This window comes from Pseudomonas sp. GL_139_B, from assembly GCF_057834475.1.
Genome location: NZ_CM174403.1, coordinates 301,402 through 324,625, shown reverse-complemented (window position 1 = coordinate 324,625; position 23,224 = coordinate 301,402). Strand labels below are relative to the sequence as shown.

Sequence of the window (23,224 nt, the reverse complement as noted above, 5' to 3'; positions counted from 1 at the left end):
GGACGTCCAAAGCGCAGTTTGCTGGTGCCCCCTCGAAGGATGGTTATGCACCCAATCTTGCATGTAGAAGAAGCACATCAACCATAATGTGGTGCTCATACTCGTCGAGCTTATCGCCTGCCTTTAATTTTTCAGCAATACCATTCAGGAAGTCATCGTCTGTCTCTCCGATTAGGCTGAGAGCAAACTCCAGAACCTTTCCTTCGAGAGGCTCATTCTGATTGAGCCGGCGTTTTACATGGCCGCATTTAGCGCTTATCCCTTTCATTTGACCACCCGTTGATCAGAAGCCTCAGCGACCCTAGCACGGCTGAATCTGGAGGCAAAATTCTGAACATAACTATGCCAGGTGACACCCGCTTAAAAATAAATCCGAGCCCTTAACACAACAGGCATTCTGCAACTGGCCAGATGCTGCCTTTCGCCCCTGGCTGCTATGGGGCGGGTGCTGCCGGTCGAGGTATGGTCGCTATCGGATTCATCGCTGGTGAGAACACCGCACTGACGCAGCATTGCACCAAGCAGGGACTTGCTTCTGCCAATGACGCCGGGGACCCTGGAGATTTACTCCAAAGACGGGTACGGAAACTCGCGCCAATTCGTTAGCGGCACCCCGCCAAAGTTAGTTAACTGGTTAACTCGGTTGGTTAACTAAGCTGAAAGCCGTGCAGGCCGTGGCTTGTAGCCCGGTTAACTAAGCATTTTTGCTGGTTAACTCGGCTATCCTTAAATTCCCCTGAGAGCCAAGCGGGCCGTGCCTTTCAGGGCGGTTAACTAAGGAGTTAACCGACTAAATTACTTGGTTAACTGGTTAACCGCTAGAACTGGTCGGCAAAACCGGCTGAGCGCCAACTGGGCCGGGCCTTTCAGCCAGTTAACTCGGTTGGTTAACTGGGCTGAAAGCCTTACGGTCTGTGGCTTGTAGCCCGGTTAACTAAGCATTTGATCTAGTTAACTCGACGATCCGCCAGTGCTTGCCGGTGATAGCTCGCGCTCACTCCCGCGTTTTAAACGTGGAGGTAAGGAGTGTCGTTTAAAGAAACGCCACCCCCGAGTGCAGCCTATCCGACCACCATTGGTGGTTGGAGATGGCGCAAACCCGAGCAGGATCAACAGACCATCTGCTGTTTCAAACCGAGGATGGTTCGCACTCACTTCCGCATTTCAAGCGCGACTACGGCAGCAGCTCGACTTGCCCCCGTTTTAAACGGAGGCAGTGTCGCTCACCTGGTCAAACTTGAGCCGACATGGCCGGCACGCCAGGAAGAACCTTTTTCTTCAGTCGTGCCCTCGTGCCCTCAGTTGTGCCCAGCCTTAGGCATGGGCACGACTGCATAAAAAGGGCACGACTGGCGAAGTGATGGCAACCATTGAGAGTCATTACGCCACCTCGCCACAGCTTTCGACAATGCGATCTACCCACGCCAGAACCTCATATTCTGTCCCGAGGACTCATTCAGATCCGCTCAGTTTTGAGTGCATCTATCTCGATGACCTGAAAGCGCAGGCATTGGTACTTTTTGTTTTGGGGGCTTTTTTGGGGGCCTCAAAGCTAACCACTCAACATACAACTCAGTACATACGCAGCCTGTAGCCAATGGTTCGATTCTGTCTCTGGCACCACTAATTAATTTCAGGTGGTGCCAAAACCACCCGAAAGCCCACAAGAAGCCCGCCTAGTGCGGGCTTTTTGTTGTCTATGCTTTCCTAAACTGACCTAGGCAGCCCAAAGTTTTGGGGGCAAAGTTTGGGGCATGGCCGGTTCGGCCATCCCGCATGCCCCCAAAATGGTGCTCCATGCCCCTGAAAGTCACACCCCTGAGCGATTCCGCTCTCAAAGCAGCCAAGCCCAAGGAGAAGCCCTACAAGCTTGCCGACGGCGAAGGCTTGTATCTCGAAATCATGCCCACCGGCTCAAAGCTCTGACGCCTCAAATATCGTCACTTTGGCAAAGAAAATCGATTGGCATTTGGCTCATACCCGGAAGTGACGTTGGTGCAAGCTCGCAAAAAGCGATCTGAGGCACGACAACTGATTTCAGAGGGCATAGACCCTTCGCATGAACGCAAATCCACCAGGCAAGCGCAGAAGGTGGATGGGCTGACATTTGAGACGCTTGCACGGGAGTGGTTTGCCTATAACGCACCCCGCTGGGCAGAAAGCACCACGTACAAGGCCAAGCCGTACCTAGAGAATGATTTGATCCCCGGTATTGGTTCACGCACGCTCAAAGCATTACTCGGCCCGATCTGGTGGAACTGGTTCGCAAAGTCGAGGCTCGGGGGACGCTGAATGCTGCCGGGAAAATTCGCCAGTGGCTGCACCAGATATTCCGTTACGGGTTGGCCAAGGGTGTCGTGGAGTCGAACCCCACCACCGATTTGGACGTGGTAGCCGCTCCCACGAAAGCGCCCCGCCATCATCCTCACGTCGCGATGTCCGAGCTGCCCGAACTGCTGGCCAAGTGCGACAACGCCAATATTAACTTGCTGACCTGCTGCGCCATTCACCTGCTGGTACTGACCGCCGTTAGACCTGGTGAACTTCGAGCCGCTCCCTGGGCCGAGTTCGATCTGGACGCCGCTACCTGGACAATCCCCAAAGAGCGGATGAAGGCCTCAGTCGTGCGGTCAAGGCGCTGGATGGAGTGGGGGCTTTCGCCAAGCGCGACACCGACAGAGAGAGCCGCAAGACCAAAAAATATCGCCTGCCCGGTGGCGGGTCGGCGCGCCTGTATGTCGTCGATGCCGAAGCCATGGACCCGGAGGCCACCCATGTATGACGACCCAACTCCAATGGCAGACTTCACAGGAACCTAGTTTTGTGGGGAACGCGGGGAACAGGGGGAACACACACCTGTTTTTCTATAAACGACCCCGCCTCTGCCCAGCAATCTGGCTGGAGGTGTTGCGGGGCCTGGTCCTGTCGGAGGTGCGCGGAGCATCGGACTTAGCAACAACACTAACAGTGCTTTGATCACACTTTTGTCTCCGACCATGGACGCTGGATGATGGGTCGCAGGGATGAATCAGCTGTAGCGAATGTCGCTGAAGTAAATTGCCACGAGCAGCGCGTCCTTATCGCTCTGACCATAGGGCTCGCGACGATAAGCACGTCGCTTGCCGGGCATGCGCAGCACCTGTACTTCAACGTAGTCAGAAATACAATGAGCGGCGGGCAGGCCACCGCTCACACTCGTCAAGAGGGCGGTGCGTACTGTGCTGAAGCTGCTCCAGCGTACGCCACCACCGAGTTGCGGAATTTATCCTTCTGCTGGTTGATCCTGCACCCACTGCCAGAATAATTGGTAGCCCACCGCAAGCACCACCGGGCCTATGAACAAGCCCAGGATGCCACTCGTGACCATGCCGCCCAGCGCGCCAATCAGCACGACCGGCATCGGCACATCCACACCCCGTCCCAGCAACAGCGGTTTGAGTACGTTGTCCACCAGGCCGGCAACGAACACAAAGACGGCGAAGATAATGGTCCTCGTGTTGGGCCCCTCGGTGGCCATGACATAGGCGATCACCGGCAGCGTAATCAGTGTGGCCGGTAACTGCATGATGCCCAGCAGCAATACGCCGATGGCCAGCAGACCAGCACCCGGGATACCTTTGAGCACGAAGCCCAGGCCCACCAGCAACATCTGGATGAAGGCAATGCCGACCACGCCGAGCGCAACTGCGCGAATGGTTGCGGTGCACAACTCGGCGATTTTCGGCCCCTTTTCAGTACCGCTGATGCGCGACGCAATATCTACCGCACAGCGGCTGCCAGCCTTACCATGCGCCATGAAAATACCGGCGATGATCAAGGCAACAATGAACATCAGCAAACCTGCCCCGACGCCGGCAATTTTGGTCAACAAGCCCAAACTCACGCCTTTGATTTGCGGCAAGTACTTTGCCACCAGGACGGGAAGATCGGTTGAGGCCTGTGCCCATAATGCCGAGACAGATTTACCCACTAGTGGCCATGTGGCGACCGTGTCGGGCGGCGGCGGGATATGGAAGACCCCCTCCTTCACCAAGTCGATGACCTGCCCGACCGACGAAGCAATCGAGGTGCCCAACAGATAGACCGGCACCACCAGAATAGCGATGGCAATCAGCACAATCGCCGTTGCAGCTCGCCCTTCACTGCGTCCAAGCGCCCCCATGAGTCGCAGTTGCAACGGGTAGAGCGTGATCGCCAGGATGACCGACCACAACATCAGGTCGCGAAACGGACGGAATATTTCAAAGCAAAACAGCACCAGAACAACTATCAACCCGGCACGAATCAGGACATCGAGCATGCTGCGGGTCAACGATTTTTCGGTCAGGGGTACGGGCGTCATAGAGGCCTCCTTGTTGATAGCAGCACAGGTAGGGAACCGTTAGCGCTGCATAGACGACGGCCATTCAAGTGTGCGATGGCAACCTCCGCCCCACCTGTCACAATGCCGTGAAATAGAAAAGTAACCGAGTGTGTAACCAGTTCTGTGTAATCAGTCGTTCTGCGCGATGCGGCGGCCTTACTCATCGGATTTGGCTGCCTGCGCGGTGACTTCAATGGCCCGAATACTGATCGCCGCAAAGATTGCCGTCATCAGAACGCCGTGAAAACCGAGCACGATGGCAAGGACACGCGAGGTGGCCAGTTTGGGTACCAGGTCGCCATAACCGATGGTCAAGCCAGTGACAAAGGCAAAGTAGATACCGTCAAATGGGCTCCATTCTTCCAGGTGACTGATGATCAGACCGAGCACTACGACCATAAACATGAGGAGGGAAAAAATCGGCCAGACAACACGAAAGTAAAACCATACAGTTTTGTAGAACTCGCGGCGGACGCGCCTCGCATAAGAAATATGCATGCAATGGGTTCCTGGGATTTAGCGGCATTAGAAATGCGTGACGTACTCACACCCAATAGCGTGACACAAGCGCCAGACTTATGAACCAGTCGATATGTGCACGATATGCACGAAGGTGTTTTCGATGGCCGACTAAAATCACTAACCAAGTTCAAGAGATAGTAGAAACCAACTCAACAAGAGCAGAGTAAGGAAAGTAAGCGCGATCGATCACGGAATCATTTTGCAGCAAGAAAAAAAACGCTGGCCACTCGATAACGCCCTCGGACGTGTAAGCTCCCGCGATCTTTTTTTGGCTGGACACAGCGCAATGCCTTCAGGTCTATCCCTTAAGTTGCAGCCAGGCCGACTCATCCTGCTGGGGTCGCTAGTCCTGAGCGGTTGCACTCAGCTGGGACCGGACTTCCAGCCTCCGGGCGAAGAGTGGATCAAACATTGGGACACCCCGGCCCTCGAACAATCCAGCCAACGCGGGCCTAATCCGGATCTGCGACAGTGGTGGCATGTCTTCAACGACCCGGTGCTCGATCAACTGATTGCGCAAGCGGATGCCTACAACTCCAGCCTTAAAATCGCCGGTTTGCGCGTCATGGAGTCCCGCGCCCAACTGGGCATTACGCAAGCCGGGCTGTACCCGCAACTGCAGCAAGTCAGCGCGGACAGTTTGTACATTGACCGTCACCAACATGGTGGCAACAATCCGCAAGACAGCAATTTGTGGCAACACAGCGGCGGGTTTGACATCGGCTGGGAGCTCGACTTCTGGGGGCGTTTCAGTCGCGCCATCGAGTCGGCCGATGCCAGTTATTTTGCCGCCCAGGCCAACTATGAAGACGTCCTGGTCTTGCTGCGCTCCCAAGTGGCGGACACCTATTATTTGTTGCGCACCACGGATGCCCGTTTGCGTGTCGCCCGTGAAAACGCCGCGCAGCAAAAGCGCAATTACGAAATCACCGAAAAACTGTTCAACAGCGGCCAGGATGCCGAACTCGATCTGCAACAGGCCAAAACCCAATACTTGGGCACGTTGGCCACTATTCCCAACCTCCTGGACCAGTTGCAACGCACGCGTAATGCCTTGGCCGTGCTGATCGGGCAAACGCCGGGCAGCCTGCCACAGGTGATCGATAACGACACCCTGATCCCGCTGGTCGATCGCGCCGTGCTGCAAGATGTGCCATCCAACCTGCTGCTGCGCAGACCTGATGTACGCGCCGCCGAACTCAATGTCGCCGCCCAAGGTGCGTTGGTTGGCGTGGCCGAAACCGATTTCTATCCGTCGCTGACACTGCTCGGCAGCATTGTCTGGTCGGCGGACTCTCTCAATGGCACCTCCAGCAGCCTGGACCTGATCGGTGGTCCCAGTCTGCGCTGGAATGTGTTCGATCACGGGCAGATCGCCAACAACGTGCGCGTCCAGGACGCGCGGTTGCAGCAGTTGATCGAAGCCTACCGCGATAAAGTTCGCCAGGCCGCTCGCGAAGCCGATGATGCGGCTAACGGCCTGATCCAGTCATTGGAGAGCGAACGCATCCTGCGCGACGCCGGAGGGGCTGCCGAACGTTCGCTGGTGCTGGCCAGCGTGCAATTCCGGGAAGGTTACGCCGACTTCCAACGGGTGCTGGACGCTCAACGCGCGCTGCTCGAACAACAGGACAATTATCTGCTGGCACGCGGCAATGCAGTCAGCAATGTCATCGCCCTCTACAAGGCCTTGGGCGGTGGGTGGTACACCCCTCAGCCGTATGTGGACTCGGCCACCCGCCAGGTGATGGAAGAACGCATCGACTGGGGCCACATGCTTGACGATCCCGCCGCCGCACTGCCCGTTTACCCGCTGCCAGCCAAGGAAAATAGCCATGAGTGAAGCCTCGCAACCCTCCCCCGACGCCAGCGAACCGGTAGCGGCCGACCCGGTGAAAAAAGGCATCAAATGGGTGTTGATACTGATTATCCTGAGCCTGGTCTGGTACTTGTTAGCCGACCGGTTCACGCCGTATACGCAACAAGCGCGTGTGGGCGCCTTCGTCATTCCGGTGGCGTCGGAAGTCGCGGGCAAGGTGATCCGGGTGAACGTACACAACAATCAGACCGTCAAGGCCGGCGAGGTGCTCTTCGAGGTGGACCCGGCGCCCTATCAGATTGCCGTTGACCGCGCCCGCGCCGACCTTGAGACAACACGTCGGCAATTAGGGGCCAGCACCGCGGGGATTGCCTCGGCGCAAGCCGCATTACGCGTCGCCCAGGCCAATGAAACCAAGGCACGTCAGGAGAATCAGCGCCTCGAAGGGTTGTACCGTGAAGACCCAGGGACCATCTCTGTGCGCGTGCTCGAAATGTCACGCACCACCCGCGATGCGGCAGTCAGTCAAACCGCCGCCGCCCGTGCCGAAGTAGAACGTGCCAAGGAAACGGAAGGCGGCGGCGAAGACGTCAACGCAAAGTTGCGCAGTGCCGCCACGGCCCTGTCAAAAGCCGAACTGGACTTGGCCAACACGCAAACGCGGGCGCGTTCGGCAGGGCTGATCACTGACCTGCGCACCGATGTCGGGCAATTCGCCTCGGCGGGCGGCCCGGTCATGACCCTGATCACCATTCAAGACATATGGATCACTGCTGACATGACCGAGAACAACCTCGGTCATATCAAGCCCGGCACACCGGTGTCTATTGTGCTCGACTCGCTGCCGGGCGAAGTCTACGACGGTCAGGTACGCAGTGTCGGTTATGGCATCAGCGTCGGACAGCCGGCCCCGCCCGGCACCTTGCCTGGCATACAAAACAGTCGGGATTGGCTGCGACCCGCCCAACGGTTCCCGGTGATCATCGAGTTTTCCCCGGAGTCTAAGAGCGCGCTGCTGGGCAGTGGTGCCATTCGTGCCGGTGGACAAGCTGAAGTCATGGCATTCCCCTCGGAAGGCAATCTGCTCAACCCGCTTGGCCATTTATATTTAGGCCTGATGAGCTGGCTGTCGTATGCCTACTAAACGTTCCCCACGGGAGCAGCGTGCCTTACGGCTGGCCAGTGGTACGGCACTGTGCCTGGCCATCAGTTTCGGCCTGGCATTGCCGATACCGTTTCTCGCGCCCGTGCTGTGCCTGATACTCCTGGCCTCGGTTAATCGCCCGTTGCCCTTCAAAGCGGCGATCGTTCTCGCGCTGGTCGCGATGCTGACCACCGGTATCGGCCTGCTCTTGATTCCGGTCCTGCGTTACTACCCGTTGACCGGCGTGCTGCTGGTCACGGTCAGCCTGTTCATGGTCTTCCGGTGGGGGCTCAGTGGCGGCAATAACCTGATCGTGACCTTGCTGGTGATGGGCCTGACCATGATCTCGTCGGCGGGCGTCGCCGAGTTCGACGCGGCAGCGATGGTCATTGGGGCACTGGTCAAGGGCTTGTTAATGGCGGTGCTGGTGATTGCGATCAGTCATTGGCTGTTCCCCGAGCCCGCCAATGCGCCCTCGCCGCCCGCTGCCCCACCGCCGATGGGTGAAGAAGCCAGTCGGATTGCGTTGCGTGCAACCTTGATTGTCTTGCCGACGTTCCTGCTGGCAATGATCGACCCGGCGAGCTATCTGCCGATCATCCTGAAGGCAGTCGGCCTGGGTCAGCAATGCAACACGACCAACGCCCGCAATGCCGGTCGCGAGCTGGTCGGCGCCACCTTGCTTGGAGGCTTGTTGGCCATTGTGTTCTGGTGCGCTCTGAGCCTGTTCGTGAACCTGTGGATGTTCTTCCTGTGGACGCTGCTGTTCGGCCTGATACTGGCGCGCAAGCTGTATGCCCTGAGCCCGAGCCGGTTTGGCCCTGGGTTGTGGCTCAACACCTTTATCACCTTGATCATTCTGCTGGGCCAGTCAGTGCAGGACAGCGCTTTGGGCAAAGACGTCTACACCGCCTTCGCCGTGCGCATGGGGCTGTTCATCGCCGTCACGCTGTATGCCTGCCTGATGGTCAGACTGCTTGATCGACCCTCGAAAGCGCAGGCTCACGGAGTCACCTGATACCCCTTGCCTTGCAGGCAACTGGTATAGGCTGTCGAGGTGGTGGCAGCGCTGGTTTTCTCATTTTCCCGGCGCTCCTGACGCTGACGCGAACCACCGACCACGACACCTGCCGCCGCCGCTCCTTGAGCTTGATTCTGCCGATACTCCTGTTTCACGTCGTCATTGGCGCCCTCGTAAAACTCGTCATGTTGACGCCCGCGTGCATCGGCTGCGACGGCCCCGGCCGCCGCCCCAACCGCCGCCCCACGCATTCTTCCCCCGGAAGGAGACGTGTCAGTCGAAGCCGCCTGATGGCCAGACTGATCGATTACCGTTTGGGTCGTTAGATACGGGGTGAATTTGTTCACGAGTCAGGTAGACAGGTGTTAGATCCGGAGATTCTGGTAATCCTCTGGAGCCCTTGCAAAGCAAGGGCTGCAAGGGCTTTCAGAAAACAACCATAGGTGAGGATTTGAAAGGACCTAATCGGTGAGGGCCAAACTTCGCTTGATCGCCCGATTCTCTAGCCTTTTTTTCTTCTGCGGACTATGGCGTCGCTACTGATGAATATCGACTAAGCTGGATCCAAACTGATAGTTATTGTCAGTAAATTGGTCTAACCATAAACAATAGGCACATCCCAAGCAGTCTCAAGCGTTTTACCTGAGCGCAGACCGACATGATGCGCGGCCTCCCAGGCAATATGGACATTCTTGAGGGGAATCTCGACATGATGCATCGAGGGTTCGCACAGGGAGTTGACCGCTATGTTTCGCCTCTTGGATTTGTCCTGCTTGCCCGCTATCTCCACCCGGTTTTTGCCTCGCAAGGTTCGACCGCTCAGCGACTTGGCACTTTTCAGCAAAGCCGGCTTACCGGGGAGTTGCGGGGATCCTGGTTTCATTCCACAACTGCGTTTTCTGACACAGTTCGCGACGGCGGCGGTGCTCGGCGGCGTGGCTGCGCCAGCGTGGTCGGTTGATTGCCCCGTCCCTGCAGTGGTCATTAACAGCAGTTGCACGGTGCCTCCCAGCACAGTGCGGAACGTCATCGCCGCAACCCCCATTGGTCTCAGCGCCAGCGGTCCCCAGGGGCAGATCATCGCCGATGGCATCACGCTCAATCTGGCGGCCGCCAACAACATAGCTGCCCTGGCACTCCAAGGCGCCAGCATCAGTTTCAACGGCAGCACAGCCAGTACCACTTCCGTTGCCGCCGCCGCCAACGGGCAGACAGGATTGCGCGCGTCTGGCACTGGCAGCAGTATTTCCGCGACCGGCGCCACGCTCGACCTGACACCGGCTTCGGGCAACTCGTTGAACATGCGCGGCGCGCTGGCTGAGGCGGCCGGCGCGCTGACGCTCAATAGCACCACGGTGCTGGTGACCGGGGGCGCCAATGGCACTGGCAACTACGGTCTGATGGCAACTGGCGCGGGCAGCCAGATCAATTTCAGCGGTGGTTCGGTCAGTACCAACTCCCGCGGCGCCTTCGGGGTATTTGCAGAAAACGCTGGAGTTGTCAATTTATCCAGCGGCGCACAGGTCACCGCCGCTGGGACGACGAACGCGACTACACTGGCGGGCAGCCACGCGCTGTACGCCACCGGTGCCGGCAGCCAGATCAATGCCAGCGGTATTTCTGCCAGCACTTCCGGCCTCAACGCGTCAGCGGCGCTGGCCGATGCCGGCGGCACGCTGGTCCTCACCAGCAGTACGATCAGCAACACCGCAGCCAGTAACAACGACAACTTCCCCAATGCCGGGGTCCGGGCGCTCAATGGCGGCAAGGTAGTGATGAACGGCGCCGGCAGCGCAATCACCACCACCGGCTTGCGCGGCTTCGGGCTCTCGGTAGAAGGCGCCGGCTCCCAGGCCCAGGTGGCGGACACGGCGATCCAGGTCGGCGGCAGCCGTACCTTCGGCATCTCCATCAAGTCGGGCGGCGTGGCGCAGGTCAGTAACAGCAGTATCGCGCTCAACGGCACGGCCGGGCCGTTTGCGCCGGCGGTGCAGGTGGAGGGCGCCGGCTCGAGCCTGACGCTGGCCAACAGCAGCGTCAGCACCACCACCCCCACCGTCGCCGTAGGTATGACGGCCCGTGACGGCGCCAACATTGTCGTCAGCGATACCACCATCACCACCACCGGGCCAAACTCCGCAGCGCTGACCGCCAGCAGCGCAACGGGCACGCCAGGCACTGTGACGGCGAACAACGTGACCATCAATACCAGCGGCGACGACAACGCCATGGGCGCCATCGCCGACCTCGGCGGCACCGTTACGCTTAACGGCGGCAGCATCACCACCAGCGGCAACCAAGTCCGGCAGTCGTCCTTCGCCCATGGGCTTGGCGCCCGCAACCCCAACGGCACCCTGGTTGCCAACGGCACTGTGGTCAATACGTCGGGGCTTGCTGCCATGGGCGCCTGGTCGGACGATGGCGGCAATTCGAGCCTGAATGACGTCAGGATCACCACCTCCGGTGAGTTGGGCGTCGGCGTGTACGCCGTCGCCGAACAGGTGGGTGCGGGCCGGTTCATTGCCAATACCACGACCAATCGCACCACAGTCGTCACCACCGGCCTCAATGCCTTTGGCGCCGAGGCGCAATCGCGCAACGATCAGCCGGTCGATGTCGCCACGGTGACCGTGAACGACACCTCAATTACCACGAGCGGCATCGGTGCCGATGGATTGCGGGCAGTACTGGAGAACTATGGTTCAACGCCAACCGGTCGCGGCGAAGCCAACGTGGTAGCCAACCGCAGCACCGTACTGACCGAGGGCACCGGCGCCCATGGCGCCTTGTCCCGTGACAACCCCACCTCGGTGACCGTCAACCAGAGCTCGATCAGGACCAACGGCGCGAACGCCCATGGCGCCGTCGCACTGATCGGCGGGCGTATCAGCGGCACCGGCGCCACGGTGACAGCCTCGGGGGCCGATTCGATGGCCCTGTATGCCGTGGGCATCCCGGGGGGCGTCTCAACGGCAGACTTCACCCGTAGTACCCTGACCAACACCAGCGGCCCGATTGTCGGCGTCGCCGGGGATGCCAACATTACCCTGACCGACACCACGGTAAGCGGTGCCAGCCAATGGCTGCGCGTCGGCACCTTGACTGATTTCCCGGCGCTGTCCGCATCGCCGCCACCGTTGACAGGCCCGACGGACTTCCCGGACGAGATCACCGGAGACTTGCCGCCGCTGCAGTCGCCCCCCGTCACCGCACCGGCACCGCCGGTTGTTCCGGGGCTGGCCAACATCACTCTGTCCGGGGCGACCGTGACGGGCTCGGCCTTCACCGCTCCGGGCAGTGTTTCCAACCTGACTTTGAGCAACAACAGCCTGTGGCGCATGACCGGGGACTCGAATGTCACCCACCTGGTCAATGACCCCAGCTTCATCGACTTCTCGGCACCGGTGGCGGGAGTGTTCAAGACCCTGACCGTCAACACCTACACCGGCGACGGCAGCATCGGCCTCAATACACACCTGGCGGGCGACGGTTCACCCTCGGACAAACTGGTGATCGACGGCGGCACCGCCAAGGCTACCGCCAGTGGCAATACCGCCTTGCTGATCCGCAACGCCCGCGATGCCAGCGGGACCATTGGACGAGGTGCGCTGACGACCGGCAACGGTATCCTCGTGGTCGATGCCTTGAACGGCGGTACAACCACTGCGGACGCCTTCCGCCTGGGTGGCCGGGCGATTGCCGGCCCTTACGAATACACCCTGCAGCGGTCGAGCGTGGATGCCAGTAACGGCGAAGCCTGGTACCTGCGCTCCACCGCCGAGCCGGTTCCACCGACCCCACCGGTTCCCCCTGCGCCACCGGAACCGCCGCCGCCGACACCGCCGACACCGCCGGCTCCACCGGCTCCACCGGAACCGCCAACGCCTGTGCCACCGACGCCGCCCACGCCCACGCCAACACCAACACCAACGCCGCCGGTACCAAACTTCCGCCCCGAAACCTCGCTGTACGGTGCCATTCCGGCAATGGCGCTGGTCTACAGCCGTGGCCTGATCGACACCCTGCACGAGCGCGTCGCCGAAGAGCGGCGCATGCCGACCGATCCGCTGCCCGGGGAGCATGAAGAAACCTGGGGCCCATCGCTCGGCTGGGGCAGGATGATCTACCGCAGTGGCGAGCGCGAGAGTGGCCATGATGGCCCGTTCGGCAACTCCCCGGCCTACAACTACGACATGCAGGCGTTCCAGGTCGGGCTGGACCTGTATCGCGGTGAGGACACTGATGGCAGCCACGATCAGGCGGGGCTGTCCCTGGCGATCGGCAAGATTGACGGCGGTGTCGAGCACTACACCGGCTTCGGTGCCGGCAATGATGTGCTGCGCGCCTACAGCCTGGGCGGCTACTGGACTCACTTCGGCCCCGACGGTGGGTACGTCGACGGCGTGCTGCAACTGCACCGTTTCGACATCGAAGCCAAGCCGGGAGATATCGCCGAACTGGACACCCAGGGCTGGGGTTACACCGCGTCACTGGAAGGCGGTTATCCGTTCCTGATCGATGAGGGCGAAGGCGCCGACAAGTACGAAAACCTGTACTTGGAACCCCAGGCCCAGGTGATCTATACCCACGTCGATCTCGACAACAGTGATGACATTGCTGCAGACGTGCGCTTCAAGGATGTCGACTCGCTGATCGGCCGCCTCGGCGTGCGCCTGGCCAAGGACTGGCTGCGGGAAAACGACAAGGGCGAGACACTGCGCACCAACGGTTGGCTGCGCCCCAGCGTCTGGCATGAGTTCAAGGGCCAACCCAAGACCGAGTTCTCCTCAGCCAACGGCTTCGTGCCCTTCGAGTCGGACATTAGCGGCAGTTGGTGGGAAGCCAATCTGGGCGTCGATTATCAGGCCGACAAGAAAGTCACGTTCTTCATTTCCGCCGGCTACCAGGAGTCCTTCGATGGTGACAGTCATAGCTACGAGGGCATGCTGGGGGTGAAGTATGATTTCTGACCAGTTGGGTCGATAACGTGTATTGACGGCCCGGTGGCTCCTGTTACGGGTTCCCTGGCAGAAATACGCCGGGGACCCTGACAATTTGCCTAGGAGACGGGTGCGAAGACTCGCGCAAATTCGTTAGCGGCACCCCGCTAAAGTTAGTTAACTGGTTAACTCGGTTGGTTAACTAAGCTGAAAGCCTTGCTGGCCGTGGCTTTCAGGGCGGTTAACTAAGGAGTTAACCGACTAAATTACTTGGTTAACTCCTAGGTTAACTGGTCCCCGAGTGCAGCCTATCCGACCACCATTGGTGGTTGGAGATGGCGCAAACCCGAGCAGGATCAACAGACCATCTGCTGTTTCAAACCGAGGATGGTTCGCACTCACTTCCGCGTTTCAAGCGCGACTTCGGCAGCAGCTCGACTTGCCCCCGTTTTAAACGGAGGCAGTGTCGCTCACCTGGTCAAACTTGAGCCAACATGACCGGCACGCCAGGAAGAACCTTTTTCCTCAGTCGTGCCCTCGTGCCCTCAGTTGTGCCCAGCCTTGGCCATGGGCACGACTGCATAAAAAGGGCACGACTGGCGAAGTGATGGCAACCATTGAGAGTCATTACGCCACCTCGCCACAGCTTTCGACAATGCGATCTACCCACGCCAGAACCTCAAATTCTGTCCCGAGGACTCATTCAGATCCGCTCAGTTTTGAGCGCATCTATCTCGATGACCTGAAAGCGTCGGCATTGGTACTTTTTGTTTTGGGGGCTTTTTTGGGGGCCTCAAAGCTAACCACTCAACATACAACTCAGTACGTGCAGGCGCAGCCTGTAGCCAATGGTTCGATTCTGTCTCTGCACCAAATACCGAAAACCCTGAATTGAAAGATTCAGGGGGTTTTTATGCCTGAGATTTGATGAGGCACTGCTCCAGCCCCCCCCCCGAAGCGCCGGACGGCGCATCCCCGCACCTCCTCGCGCCACGCCAGCAAGCACCTGCAACGCCTTCCGAAGCCGAGTCCCGAGTGGCTTCAAACTTTGGTGATCGCCCCTTCTCGCAGTCTCTCGGGTTTGTCGGAACGCTCCGAAGGCTTTAACGGAATTGGATGACATACGCTGATCATCGGCTTGGGCAGAATCGTGGGAGGTGCTGCCGCATAACCGGGAGCAGATACACAACAGGGATGTAGACAATGACTGACGCCATCAAACGGGATGTCGAAAACGTTGAGCTTTTTATTGGACAAGACATCAGAGTTTTCAGCTTTGATATTCGGCAGTCAGCATTGCTTCACAAGTTCGCCGAAGAACTGGCCGCCATCGGCGGGCCGCAGGCACCAGGAGCCAATTTCAAAGCCTCTCGGGCCGCCACAGAATTAAAGCTCTCGTTTTCGAAACACCAGCGCGAACTGCTGGCGGCCTACTCCAATGGCCTTGTTTGCGTGTTGATCTTCGAGGGGCTGCAAAAAATCACCGATGGTAGCCCTCCAAATGAACTACCCAACCTGACATCCCTGGAAAATCGCTACGACGTCCTTTGCCTGGCCGCCCGTAATCAGATCTTGTTGAAACTGGTGGATAACAACTCCTTTGCCTATGACATGGACAACGAAGGAAAGCTGGTTCGATTGGTGGCCAACTTCAAGGGTGGCGGACTCGTCAAAATCAATGCCGAGCCGGACATCAAAGAACTGAGTTCCCATTCCGGCCTCGCGCTTGGCCCGCATACCGAGGCGCCTTACTGGTGCGCCGTAAACACGAAGGACGGGCACTCACCTTCTCCGTCGTCGCTCATACTTTCCGCCCTGTGGAACCCGAGCCTGGAACCTACGCGGGTGATTCCGCTGCCTCCCCTACTGGAAAAAATTGGCGTTACCCACTGCCTCGCACTGACCACGGGCAACTTCCAATTCACTCGTAGCGACTCCTTTGTCAGTGGCAAAGGGGAAGATGGTCGCAATGTTTCGATTCTAGAATTCGACGACAAGGTCGGGTTTGCAGCCCGCTTCAACTCGTATCGCTTTTCGGTCAACGACAACGCCTCGAATTTTGTCAAAACGGCCTACGCCGCTCTTTGCCAGGAGGTAAGCGAAGCAACTCCACTCGAGTACACGCTGACGCAAGAGTCGGCCATGATCATCAATAACGTCCGATCCCTGCACTGTCGCGATGTCATCAAAGACAACAGACGGGTCCTGGTACGTATTTTCGGGCTTTCAAAATATTCGTCCGCTGTCGTTATTTCAGAAGATCCGTTACTGCTGCAAGGCTGATTTTTTAAGCGTTAAAGCTGCAAAGGACCAGTCATGTGATTACTGGCCAATAACTATAAAGAGGGAATGTTATGTCTTGGGATTTAATAGGCATGTTGACGCTTGTTGCTTTTTTTGCCGGTTTTTTTGATGCGATTGCCGGCGGTGGGGGTTTGATTACTTTACCTGCATTATTTCTGGCCGGTATAGATCCGATCAGTGCCATTGCGACGAACAAGTTCCAGGCCGCGTCGGCAACTGTTTCGGCCACTGTGACCTTTGCTCGTAAAGGAATGATCGAGTGGCGCGAAGGCCGTTTCCTGGTGATCTGCGGATTTATTGGCGGCGCCAGTGGTGCCTTGCTGGTCAGCTCTATTGATAAACACTATCTGGAAGTTTGCGTGCCTATCATGCTGATTCTGGTGGCTATCTATTTTGCTTTCTCTCCCAAGCTGGCCAATGAAGATCGACGCAAGAGAATCGGCATTCTGCTTTTTTCGTTTACCGTCGCGCCGATACTGGGCTTTTACGACGGTATATTTGGCCCCGGTGTTGGCTCTTTCTTTATTGTCGGGTTTGTACTTCTCTGCGGCTTGGGCATGATGCGGGCCATGAGTTTTACCAAACTTGCCAACGCCTCATGCAACCTGGGTTCCTTGTCGGTCTTCATTACCAAAGGTGTAATTATTTGGCCGATTGCCATAGCCATGGCTTTGGCGGCCTTCATCGGCGCTCAATTGGGCGCACGAGCTGCTGTTCGCGTCGGTCCGCGCTTGATCAAACCCATGTTGATAGTGGTCTGCTGCGCCTTGGCCATCAAGCTGCTGAGCGTAGAAAGCAATCCTTTGCGCGTCGCGGTCCTTGAATCGTTGGCTTGGTTATGATCAACCCAGTGCGGCGCTGGGAATTGGCTACAAAAAAACCGCTTTCCGCGGTTTTTTTGTGAGCGTGTATTTTCAAAGTTATTAACTAGTGGCGTATTGAACATTGCTCCAGTGAATGTTCAGCGCGTGGGCGGGGTCGCCCCCGACATCAACAGCGTGGCGCCGCTCTTCCCCGTTACGCGTGGTGACCACTGTATATTTACCCGCGGGGAGCTGTACATAAACAAGAGGACCGGACTGATTCAGAGTAAAGACAGGATGTGCCTGTGAGTTCTGAACGACCACGTTCTCATCAGGCAGGTATTCATTTCTCGGACCGACAGAGAAGCTCATGTGCAGGTTGTAACCCGAGGCCTGCTGAATGAACCGCGATTCATCCAGACCAATACCTCCTGACATTTAACTGATCCCATTCTGCTGTTCCTGCTGTTCCTGCTGAGCCTGCACACCCGCAGTGTCAATCGGCCCCGGAGGTGTGGCATGAGCTGCGGCCGGAAACATCAACACACCGGCAGCACCGATGGATAACATGAATGCATGGACGTATTTCATGATGACGACTCCCGGGTTCCCCAGAACCCTCACTCTCCCTTGAGTTTTCATTTTCTGGATGCAGATCAAGTTTCAGATTGATTCGATCTTGGGTTCACTGCGAAACCGACTACACCCTGTGTTCAATCATTCCAGTGAAACACCAGATTTCTTGCGCCAGCACTGGCGACATCTGTCGTGTCACGCTTCGCCTCACCGTTGCGCGTTGCCACGACCGTGTACTTGCCAGGAGGTAATTGGACGTAAACCAAAGGGCCTGCCTGACTGAGCGTCAGCACCGGACCTTGAGCGTTCTGGACAAGCAGTTCCACGTCTGGAATATATTGGTCTTGCGGACCGACAGAGAAGGTCATGTGCAGGTTATAGCCAGTCGTTTGCTGGATGGCCTTTGCTTCATCCTCGCCAATACCACCGGACAGGTAAGCAATCCCGTTTTGCTCCTGCCGCTGGATTTGCACGCCTGAACTGTCGACGGGCTCAAGACTGGCCGCATTCAACATCGCTGGAAACGCCAGAGCGCCGACAGCCACAAGGGACAACATGAATGCATGGACATATTTCATGATGACGACTCCCGGGCTCCTCAGAACCCTTCCATTTCCTTGAATTTTGATTTGCTGGACGCCGGTCAAGTTTTAGATTGATTCGATCTTGGGTTCACTGCAAAACGGACTACACGTTGTATTCCACAAATACGTCCCGCCATCGGCGTGATCCTGCAAAACGAATCCGGCAATTCCTTCCGGCTTACCAGCGGCGTACTGCATCGCCACACCGTGCTCTTTTGTCATCCTCTTTCGCCTGTTCCTCCAGCAACGAAAGACCTCATGACCATCGTCAGAACCGATAACTCGCAAGATCCACAACTTGCGACTTTGGTGGGCAACCTTGGCGAACTGATCCGCCAGGCATGCCTTAAAGTGCTTCGAGCGGTCGATACGGCTCAAGTGCGAACCTGTTGGCAGACCGGGCGGCACATCGTTGATGTTTGAGCAGGCTGCGATACATGCGCGATGTCTGACAGACCTTTCCAAATTGGAACCCAGTGCGTTCCGAATTGAGCTGGACCCACTACCGCAGATTACTGCGTGTCGACAACGACCACGCACGCCATTGGTACATGAACGAGTCAGCCCTTCAGAACTGGTCGAGTCGTGCCCTGGAGCATCAGATCAATACGCTCTATTACGAACGCTTGCTGGCGAGTCGCGACCGGTCTGCGGACCGGAGGACGGGCCGACTGTCGGCAGCATCCTGTGCGCAAAAAAAGATGAATCCGTGGTGCGCTTTTCGGTACTGGAGGGCAATGAACAACTGTTCGCCAGCAAATACAAACGGGTGTTACCGAGTGAGGAGGAACTTCAAGCAGAGCTGGATCGGGAACGGGCGCTACTCGAAGACTGGCGGTTCAATCAGAAGCGCCGATAGAAATGGGCGGATTGTCCGAAACGACCATGAAGACTATCGTTGGCAGCTACGCACAACGGTCCGTCACCGATGAATTTCAATGACACGCCTGCACTGGCGCCAGCTCAGATCGAGCTGGCACCGCCTGCCACTACTCCCGGCGGCCCCTTCAAGGAGCCCGCCACGGACGGCTTCATCCTCGGCGGCTTCACTTGGCGGCATACTCAGCAAGACCCTGCCCGCCCCGTCGTGATCATCAACGCCGCCACCTCAGTCCGCTGCCGCCATTACTCACGTTTCGCCGACTACCTGTTCGCCAACGGGTTCGATGTCATCACTTACGATTACCGTGGCATCGGCGAATCACGTCCCGCCTCGCTCAAAGACCTCGACGCTTCATGGACCGACTGGGGCGCGCTGGACTTTGAAGCGATGCTCAAGCGCGCTGAGCGTGAATTCCCCCGCCAGCCTATCGATGTCGTAGGTCACAGCTTTGGCGGCTGTGCAGCGGGGCTGGGAGCGTCCGGGCATGTTATTCGGCGCATGGTGACGGTCGGCGCGCAATTCGCTTACTGGCGCGATTATGCGCCCGCCCATCGCTGGCGGATGTTCGGCAAGTGGCATGTGGTGATGCCGTTGATGACGATGCTCCACGGCTACTTCCCCGGCAAACGCCTCGGCTGGCTGGAAGACACACCCGCTGGCGTGGTTCGCGACTGGACTACGCCGACGGCCCGTTATGAAACGCGCCCCAGCGGTCGACGCCTCCATGGTGCAACCGGTCGACTGCCCTTTGAGCGTGTCAGCGCAAAAATCCTCGCGATCAGCATCAGCGACGATCCTTACGGCACAATTTCGGCCATCGAACGCTTGCTCGACTACTACACCCACAGCATCAACACCCACCTGCGAATCGCCCCCGAAGACATCGGCGAAGAAGAAGTCGGACATTTCGCCTTTTTTCGCAGCGCATACCAAGCCACACTATGGCCCATTGCATTGTCCTGGCTGCAAAACGGCGAACTGGCCCCCGGCACACCCGGGCGGCAAGTCCCACGCAGCTGAGCCCTCTCAACGAATACGGAACGACGCCCATGGCCTCCGCCAACAAACAGCAAAAACGCGCCACCCGCGCCAAAGCCAAGGCCAAGCAGAACCGCACCCAGCGTGCTGCCGCGCCGGTCGAGCTGGACCCGAACGACGATCGCATCGACTTCGAGTCGGTGGACCTGACCGAGCTGTTCAAGAAAATGATCGACGCCGAAAAGGCCAGCCAGCAAGCGATGTGCGTGGCGTTCCTGGAAGACCCGCTGTTGGAATTGGTCTATGAACAGGAAGGCGAAGAAGGTGCGATGGACTTTATCCTCGCCGCGCTGATCGAGTACCGCCAATGGTCGACCGAAGTCGACGAGGCCGGTGCCCTGGCGTGGATCGAATCACCAGCCTTCCAGGCTGACTATGTAGCAGCGTCCGATATCATCGCCGCGCAAACCCAACAGAAAGCAAACTGAGTTCCCATGGCATCCCTGAACAAGCAACAGAAACGCGCCAAACGCGCAAAGGCCAAAGCCAAACAAATCAACATCCACGGCCGCAAACCCGCCGCGCTGGACGATGACCTGGACGAAATCGGCGAGCCGATCCCGGAATACACCCTGGCGATGTTCAGCAAGATGCACGACGCCGAAGCCACTAGCCGCAGCGACATGCTTCAGGTCCTGCTGTCGGACCTCGCCGGCATCATCAGCGACCATCCAGAATTGCTGGACATGGAAAACGCCGACAACGAAGCCATGGCCGCCACCCACTTGGCCGCCGACATGCTGCTCGACTACCGCATGTGGGCCGATGGCATGGACCGGGAAACGGCTCAGGCCTGGTTGACCGATCCGCAGTTCATCACCGACTTCGGTAATGCACTGGACAGCTATCGTCAGGCACTGGATGCGCAGGAAGAAAAGAGCGAGTAAACGCGTTTGGCAGAAACCAAAAAAACGGCCGCTCGTCATCACTGACAGCGGCCGTTTTTTATGGAAACCATTCCAAACGGATCCGCCCGCTACCTCTCGTCAGCGGAAAGGGATATCCCATTGACATATCCCTCTTTAAATCTATTCTTTGGACTCACAGCACACCCAAAAACCGGAGGCCAAAAATGGAACAGACCACCCTTTTCATGAGTAATCGAAGCCAGGCAGTCCGGCTTCCGAAAGCTGTAGCCATGCCAAGCGATGTGAAACGAGTCAACGTAGTCGCCATCGGCAGGGCTCGTATCATCACCCCGGCGGACGAAACCTGGGATAGCTGGTTCGATGGAGATGGCGTAAGCGCAGACTTTATGACTGACCGCGACCAACCCTTCGAGCAGGAGCGTGAGTCATTCTGATGATCAAGTTCATGCTCGATACCAACATCTGCATCTTCACCATCAAAAACAAACCACAAATCGTAAGAGAAGCTTTCAACCTTCACGACGGGCAGTTGTGCATCAGTGCAGTCACTCTGATGGAGTTGATCTACGGTGCCGAAAAATCTGCGGCTCCCGAAAAGAATCTGGCGGTGGTCGAAAGCTTCGCAGCACGCCTTGAGGTCTTGCCTTTCGACAATGACGCGGCCGCACACACAGGAATGATTCGGTCAGAATTGGCAAGGGCAGGTACACCCATTGGGCCGTACGACCACATGATTGCGGGACATGCGCGTTCACGCGGGCTCATTGTTGTAACGAACAACGTGCGTGTGTTCGAGCGGGTCCCAGGACTACGCGTAGAAGATTGGGTTCACCCCACTTGAATCGAACACCACCAACGAAACGAAAACGGCCGCTTGTCATCACTGACAGCGGCCGTTTTCGTAGGTATCAACAACGTTTGGCGTGAGTCAGAACCCTCAGCGCGCCAACACTGTGCTCAGCTTCTCGTTGTGACGACGGCGAGCTACCAGCACGCCCGCCGCTACCACCAACAGGGCCAGCAGGCCGGTCGCGAGAATCTCTACGCGATGCGCTTCCTGGAACAACATGATGGTCAGGGCCGCCACGATGAAAATGATCACCGCGTAGGTCAGGCCCGGGAACAGCCACATGCTGAAGGCGATTTTTTCACCGCGAGCCACGCGTTGTTTACGCATACGCAGTTGCGAAATGGCGATCACCAGGTACACCAGCAGCGCGATGGCGCCGGAGCTGGCCAGCAGGAATTCGAACACGGCGGCCGGGGCCACGTAGTTGGCGAACACCGCGAGGAACGCAGCGCCGGTGGACAGCATGACGGCCCAGTACGGCGTGCCGCTCTTGTTGGTGCGTTGGGAAACGGCCGGTGCATCACCGCGCTTGCCCAGGGAGAACATCATGCGCGAAGCGGTGTACAGCGCCGAGTTCAGGCAGCTGGTCACAGCAACCAGTACCACGATGTCGACGATCAGCTTGGCATTCGGGATGCCCATGCGCTCAAGCACCGTCTGGTAAGAACCAACGCTGGCCAGGATCGGGTCGTTCCATGGCACCAGGGCCACAACGATGAAGATCGACACGAGGTAGAACAAGCCGATCCGCCAGATGACCGAGTTGGTAGCCTTGGAGATTTGCTGGCCAGGGTTCTTCGATTCTGCGGCCGCAATGGTTACGATCTCGGTACCCATGAAGGAAAACATGGTGGTCAGGATCGCGCCGAGTACCGCACCCATGCCGTTTGGCAGAAAGCCCTGGGTGTCGAACAGGTGCGAAACGCCGCTGACCTGGCTGGTTGGCATGAAGCCGAAGATCGCCATAACGCCAAGGGCAATGAAACCGATGATCGCCACGACTTTGATCAAGGCAAACCAGAATTCGAACTCACCGTAGTTTTTTACGCTGAACAGGTTGGTCACCGTCAGCAGCAGGGTGATGATCAGCGTGAAAGCCCAGATCGCCACGTTCGGGAACCAGGCGTGCAGGATGGTCGCGGCGGCGTTGGCTTCCAGCGGGATAACCAATACCCAGAACCACCAGTACAACCAGCCGATGGTGAAACCGGCCCAGTGACCGATCGCGCGATCGGCGTACGTCGAGAAGGAGCCGGTGTCTGGCGAAGCAACGGCCATCTCGCCGAGCATGCGCATTACCAGCACAACCAACATACCAGCGGCGGCGTAAGCCAACAGCACGGCCGGGCCGGCGGCGGCGATGGCGTGACCCGAGCCTACGAACAAGCCGGCGCCGATAACTCCGGCAATCGACAGCATGGTCACATGACGCGGTTTGAGCCCCTGTTCGAGGCCATTGGAGCTTGGGGTACTGCTCATTGAAACTACCTTTGTAAGGAATAGCGAAT

General features: G+C 58.0%; 18 protein-coding genes and 4 pseudogenes. 14 read left to right on the top strand and 8 right to left on the bottom strand.

Features of this window, described 5'->3' with window-relative positions; all coding sequences use genetic code 11:
* Positions 1–43 precede the first annotated feature (43 nt).
* Entirely contained in the window at positions 44–268 is a 225-nt protein-coding gene (locus AC3ISI_RS01490; protein ID WP_489335156.1) for a hypothetical protein, read from the bottom strand.
* 1,529 nt (positions 269–1,797) lie between these two features.
* Here AC3ISI_RS01490 and AC3ISI_RS01485 point away from each other — a divergent pair.
* Positions 1,798–2,618 (top strand): annotated as a pseudogene (locus AC3ISI_RS01485) (tyrosine-type recombinase/integrase); the annotation flags it as partial.
* A 29-nt stretch (positions 2,619–2,647) separates the two neighbouring features.
* Entirely contained in the window at positions 2,648–2,782 is a 135-nt protein-coding gene (locus tag AC3ISI_RS01480; RefSeq protein ID WP_489337810.1) for a hypothetical protein, read from the top strand.
* Positions 2,783–3,262: 480 nt separating this feature from the next.
* Here the strand turns inward: AC3ISI_RS01480 and AC3ISI_RS01475 are convergent, their stop codons facing one another.
* Together AC3ISI_RS01475 and AC3ISI_RS01470 are read right to left on the bottom strand one after the other, a co-directional pair.
* Complete coding sequence (locus AC3ISI_RS01475) at positions 3,263–4,342, bottom strand: AI-2E family transporter (RefSeq protein ID WP_489335155.1); 1,080 nt, start codon at positions 4,340–4,342, stop codon at positions 3,263–3,265.
* 177 nt (positions 4,343–4,519) lie between these two features.
* Positions 4,520–4,861: a potassium channel family protein gene (locus tag AC3ISI_RS01470; RefSeq protein WP_489335154.1), complete on the bottom strand. Its 342-nt coding sequence runs from the start codon at positions 4,859–4,861 to the stop codon at positions 4,520–4,522.
* Positions 4,862–5,171: 310 nt separating this feature from the next.
* Between AC3ISI_RS01470 and AC3ISI_RS01465 the strand changes: the two genes are divergently transcribed.
* Genes AC3ISI_RS01465 through AC3ISI_RS01455 form a run of 3 tightly spaced genes read left to right on the top strand, consistent with a single transcriptional unit; the run spans position 5,172 to position 8,866 of the window.
* Positions 5,172–6,728, top strand: a complete 1,557-nt coding sequence (locus AC3ISI_RS01465) for an efflux transporter outer membrane subunit (protein WP_489335153.1) — start codon at positions 5,172–5,174, stop codon at positions 6,726–6,728.
* Positions 6,721–7,848: an HlyD family secretion protein gene (locus AC3ISI_RS01460; RefSeq protein WP_489335152.1), complete on the top strand. Its 1,128-nt coding sequence runs from the start codon at positions 6,721–6,723 to the stop codon at positions 7,846–7,848. Before AC3ISI_RS01465 ends, AC3ISI_RS01460 begins: the two co-directional genes overlap by 8 nt.
* A complete protein-coding gene (locus AC3ISI_RS01455) occupies positions 7,838–8,866 on the top strand; it encodes a DUF2955 domain-containing protein (protein ID WP_489335151.1) in 1,029 nt (342 codons plus the stop codon). Before AC3ISI_RS01460 ends, AC3ISI_RS01455 begins: the two co-directional genes overlap by 11 nt.
* On the opposite strand, the pseudogene AC3ISI_RS01450 reads toward AC3ISI_RS01455, so the two are convergent.
* Together AC3ISI_RS01450 and AC3ISI_RS01445 are read right to left on the bottom strand one after the other, a co-directional pair.
* Positions 8,851–9,159 (bottom strand): annotated as a pseudogene (locus AC3ISI_RS01450) (hypothetical protein); the annotation flags it as partial. The gene AC3ISI_RS01455 and the pseudogene AC3ISI_RS01450 sit on opposite strands and share 16 nt — an antisense overlap.
* 305 nt (positions 9,160–9,464) lie before the next feature.
* Entirely contained in the window at positions 9,465–9,869 is a 405-nt protein-coding gene (locus AC3ISI_RS01445) for a hypothetical protein (RefSeq protein ID WP_489335150.1), read from the bottom strand.
* Between the two features lies 1 nt (position 9,870).
* On the opposite strand from AC3ISI_RS01445, the gene AC3ISI_RS01440 reads away from it, so the two are divergent.
* The 3 genes from AC3ISI_RS01440 (at position 9,871) to AC3ISI_RS01430 (ending at position 16,955) form a co-directional block, all read left to right on the top strand.
* Positions 9,871–13,839: an autotransporter outer membrane beta-barrel domain-containing protein gene (locus tag AC3ISI_RS01440; RefSeq protein WP_489335149.1), complete on the top strand. Its 3,969-nt coding sequence runs from the start codon at positions 9,871–9,873 to the stop codon at positions 13,837–13,839.
* A gap of 1,173 nt (positions 13,840–15,012) precedes the next feature.
* Entirely contained in the window at positions 15,013–16,092 is a 1,080-nt protein-coding gene (locus AC3ISI_RS01435) for a hypothetical protein (RefSeq protein WP_489335148.1), read from the top strand.
* A gap of 71 nt (positions 16,093–16,163) precedes the next feature.
* Positions 16,164–16,955, top strand: a complete 792-nt coding sequence (locus AC3ISI_RS01430; protein ID WP_489335147.1) for a TSUP family transporter — start codon at positions 16,164–16,166, stop codon at positions 16,953–16,955.
* An 81-nt stretch (positions 16,956–17,036) separates the two neighbouring features.
* Here the strand turns inward: AC3ISI_RS01430 and AC3ISI_RS01425 are convergent.
* Both AC3ISI_RS01425 and AC3ISI_RS01420 read right to left on the bottom strand, forming a co-directional pair.
* Positions 17,037–17,507 (bottom strand): annotated as a pseudogene (locus AC3ISI_RS01425) (carboxypeptidase regulatory-like domain-containing protein).
* Positions 17,508–17,629: 122 nt separating this feature from the next.
* The gene (locus AC3ISI_RS01420) at positions 17,630–18,070 is read right to left on the bottom strand and encodes a carboxypeptidase regulatory-like domain-containing protein (RefSeq protein ID WP_489335146.1); all 441 of its coding nucleotides are present in this window, start codon (positions 18,068–18,070) and stop codon (positions 17,630–17,632) included.
* Positions 18,071–18,334: 264 nt separating this feature from the next.
* On the opposite strand from AC3ISI_RS01420, the pseudogene AC3ISI_RS01415 reads away from it, so the two are divergent.
* From AC3ISI_RS01415 to vapC, 6 genes and pseudogenes are all read left to right on the top strand, one after another.
* Positions 18,335–18,935: pseudogene (locus AC3ISI_RS01415) on the top strand (PDDEXK nuclease domain-containing protein).
* 69 nt (positions 18,936–19,004) lie between these two features.
* Positions 19,005–19,979, top strand: a complete 975-nt coding sequence (locus AC3ISI_RS01410; RefSeq protein WP_489335145.1) for an alpha/beta hydrolase family protein — start codon at positions 19,005–19,007, stop codon at positions 19,977–19,979.
* A gap of 29 nt (positions 19,980–20,008) precedes the next feature.
* Complete coding sequence (locus AC3ISI_RS01405) at positions 20,009–20,425, top strand: hypothetical protein (RefSeq protein ID WP_489335144.1); 417 nt, start codon at positions 20,009–20,011, stop codon at positions 20,423–20,425.
* Positions 20,426–20,431: 6 nt separating this feature from the next.
* Complete coding sequence (locus AC3ISI_RS01400; protein ID WP_489335143.1) at positions 20,432–20,884, top strand: hypothetical protein; 453 nt, start codon at positions 20,432–20,434, stop codon at positions 20,882–20,884.
* A gap of 185 nt (positions 20,885–21,069) precedes the next feature.
* Entirely contained in the window at positions 21,070–21,300 is a 231-nt protein-coding gene (gene vapB, locus AC3ISI_RS01395) for a type II toxin-antitoxin system VapB family antitoxin (RefSeq protein WP_008149391.1), read from the top strand.
* Entirely contained in the window at positions 21,300–21,707 is a 408-nt protein-coding gene (gene vapC / locus AC3ISI_RS01390) for a type II toxin-antitoxin system tRNA(fMet)-specific endonuclease VapC (RefSeq protein ID WP_489335142.1), read from the top strand. The genes vapB and vapC overlap by 1 nt, the downstream gene beginning before the upstream one ends.
* A 96-nt stretch (positions 21,708–21,803) precedes the next feature.
* On the opposite strand, the gene gabP is transcribed toward vapC, so the two are convergent.
* Entirely contained in the window at positions 21,804–23,195 is a 1,392-nt protein-coding gene (gabP, locus tag AC3ISI_RS01385; protein WP_489335141.1) for a GABA permease, read from the bottom strand.
* Positions 23,196–23,224: the final 29 nt, after the last annotated feature.

Bases quoted from the DNA above. Each gene is read 5' to 3' on its own strand.
- AC3ISI_RS01420 (WP_489335146.1), bottom strand. From the start codon at position 18,070: ATGAAATATGTCCATGCATTCATGTTGTCCCTTGTGGCTGTCGGCGCT.
- AC3ISI_RS01405 (WP_489335144.1), top strand. From the start codon at position 20,009: ATGGCCTCCGCCAACAAACAGCAAAAACGCGCCACCCGCGCCAAAGCC.
- vapC (WP_489335142.1), top strand. From the start codon at position 21,300: ATGATCAAGTTCATGCTCGATACCAACATCTGCATCTTCACCATCAAA.
- vapB (WP_008149391.1), top strand. From the start codon at position 21,070: ATGGAACAGACCACCCTTTTCATGAGTAATCGAAGCCAGGCAGTCCGG.
- AC3ISI_RS01435 (WP_489335148.1), top strand. From the start codon at position 15,013: ATGACTGACGCCATCAAACGGGATGTCGAAAACGTTGAGCTTTTTATT.
- AC3ISI_RS01475 (WP_489335155.1), bottom strand. From the start codon at position 4,342: ATGACGCCCGTACCCCTGACCGAAAAATCGTTGACCCGCAGCATGCTC.
- AC3ISI_RS01400 (WP_489335143.1), top strand. From the start codon at position 20,432: ATGGCATCCCTGAACAAGCAACAGAAACGCGCCAAACGCGCAAAGGCC.
- AC3ISI_RS01470 (WP_489335154.1), bottom strand. From the start codon at position 4,861: ATGCATATTTCTTATGCGAGGCGCGTCCGCCGCGAGTTCTACAAAACT.
- AC3ISI_RS01465 (WP_489335153.1), top strand. From the start codon at position 5,172: ATGCCTTCAGGTCTATCCCTTAAGTTGCAGCCAGGCCGACTCATCCTG.
- gabP (WP_489335141.1), bottom strand. From the start codon at position 23,195: ATGAGCAGTACCCCAAGCTCCAATGGCCTCGAACAGGGGCTCAAACCG.
- AC3ISI_RS01430 (WP_489335147.1), top strand. From the start codon at position 16,164: ATGTCTTGGGATTTAATAGGCATGTTGACGCTTGTTGCTTTTTTTGCC.
- AC3ISI_RS01490 (WP_489335156.1), bottom strand. From the start codon at position 268: ATGAAAGGGATAAGCGCTAAATGCGGCCATGTAAAACGCCGGCTCAAT.
- AC3ISI_RS01455 (WP_489335151.1), top strand. From the start codon at position 7,838: ATGCCTACTAAACGTTCCCCACGGGAGCAGCGTGCCTTACGGCTGGCC.
- AC3ISI_RS01410 (WP_489335145.1), top strand. From the start codon at position 19,005: ATGAATTTCAATGACACGCCTGCACTGGCGCCAGCTCAGATCGAGCTG.
- AC3ISI_RS01460 (WP_489335152.1), top strand. From the start codon at position 6,721: ATGAGTGAAGCCTCGCAACCCTCCCCCGACGCCAGCGAACCGGTAGCG.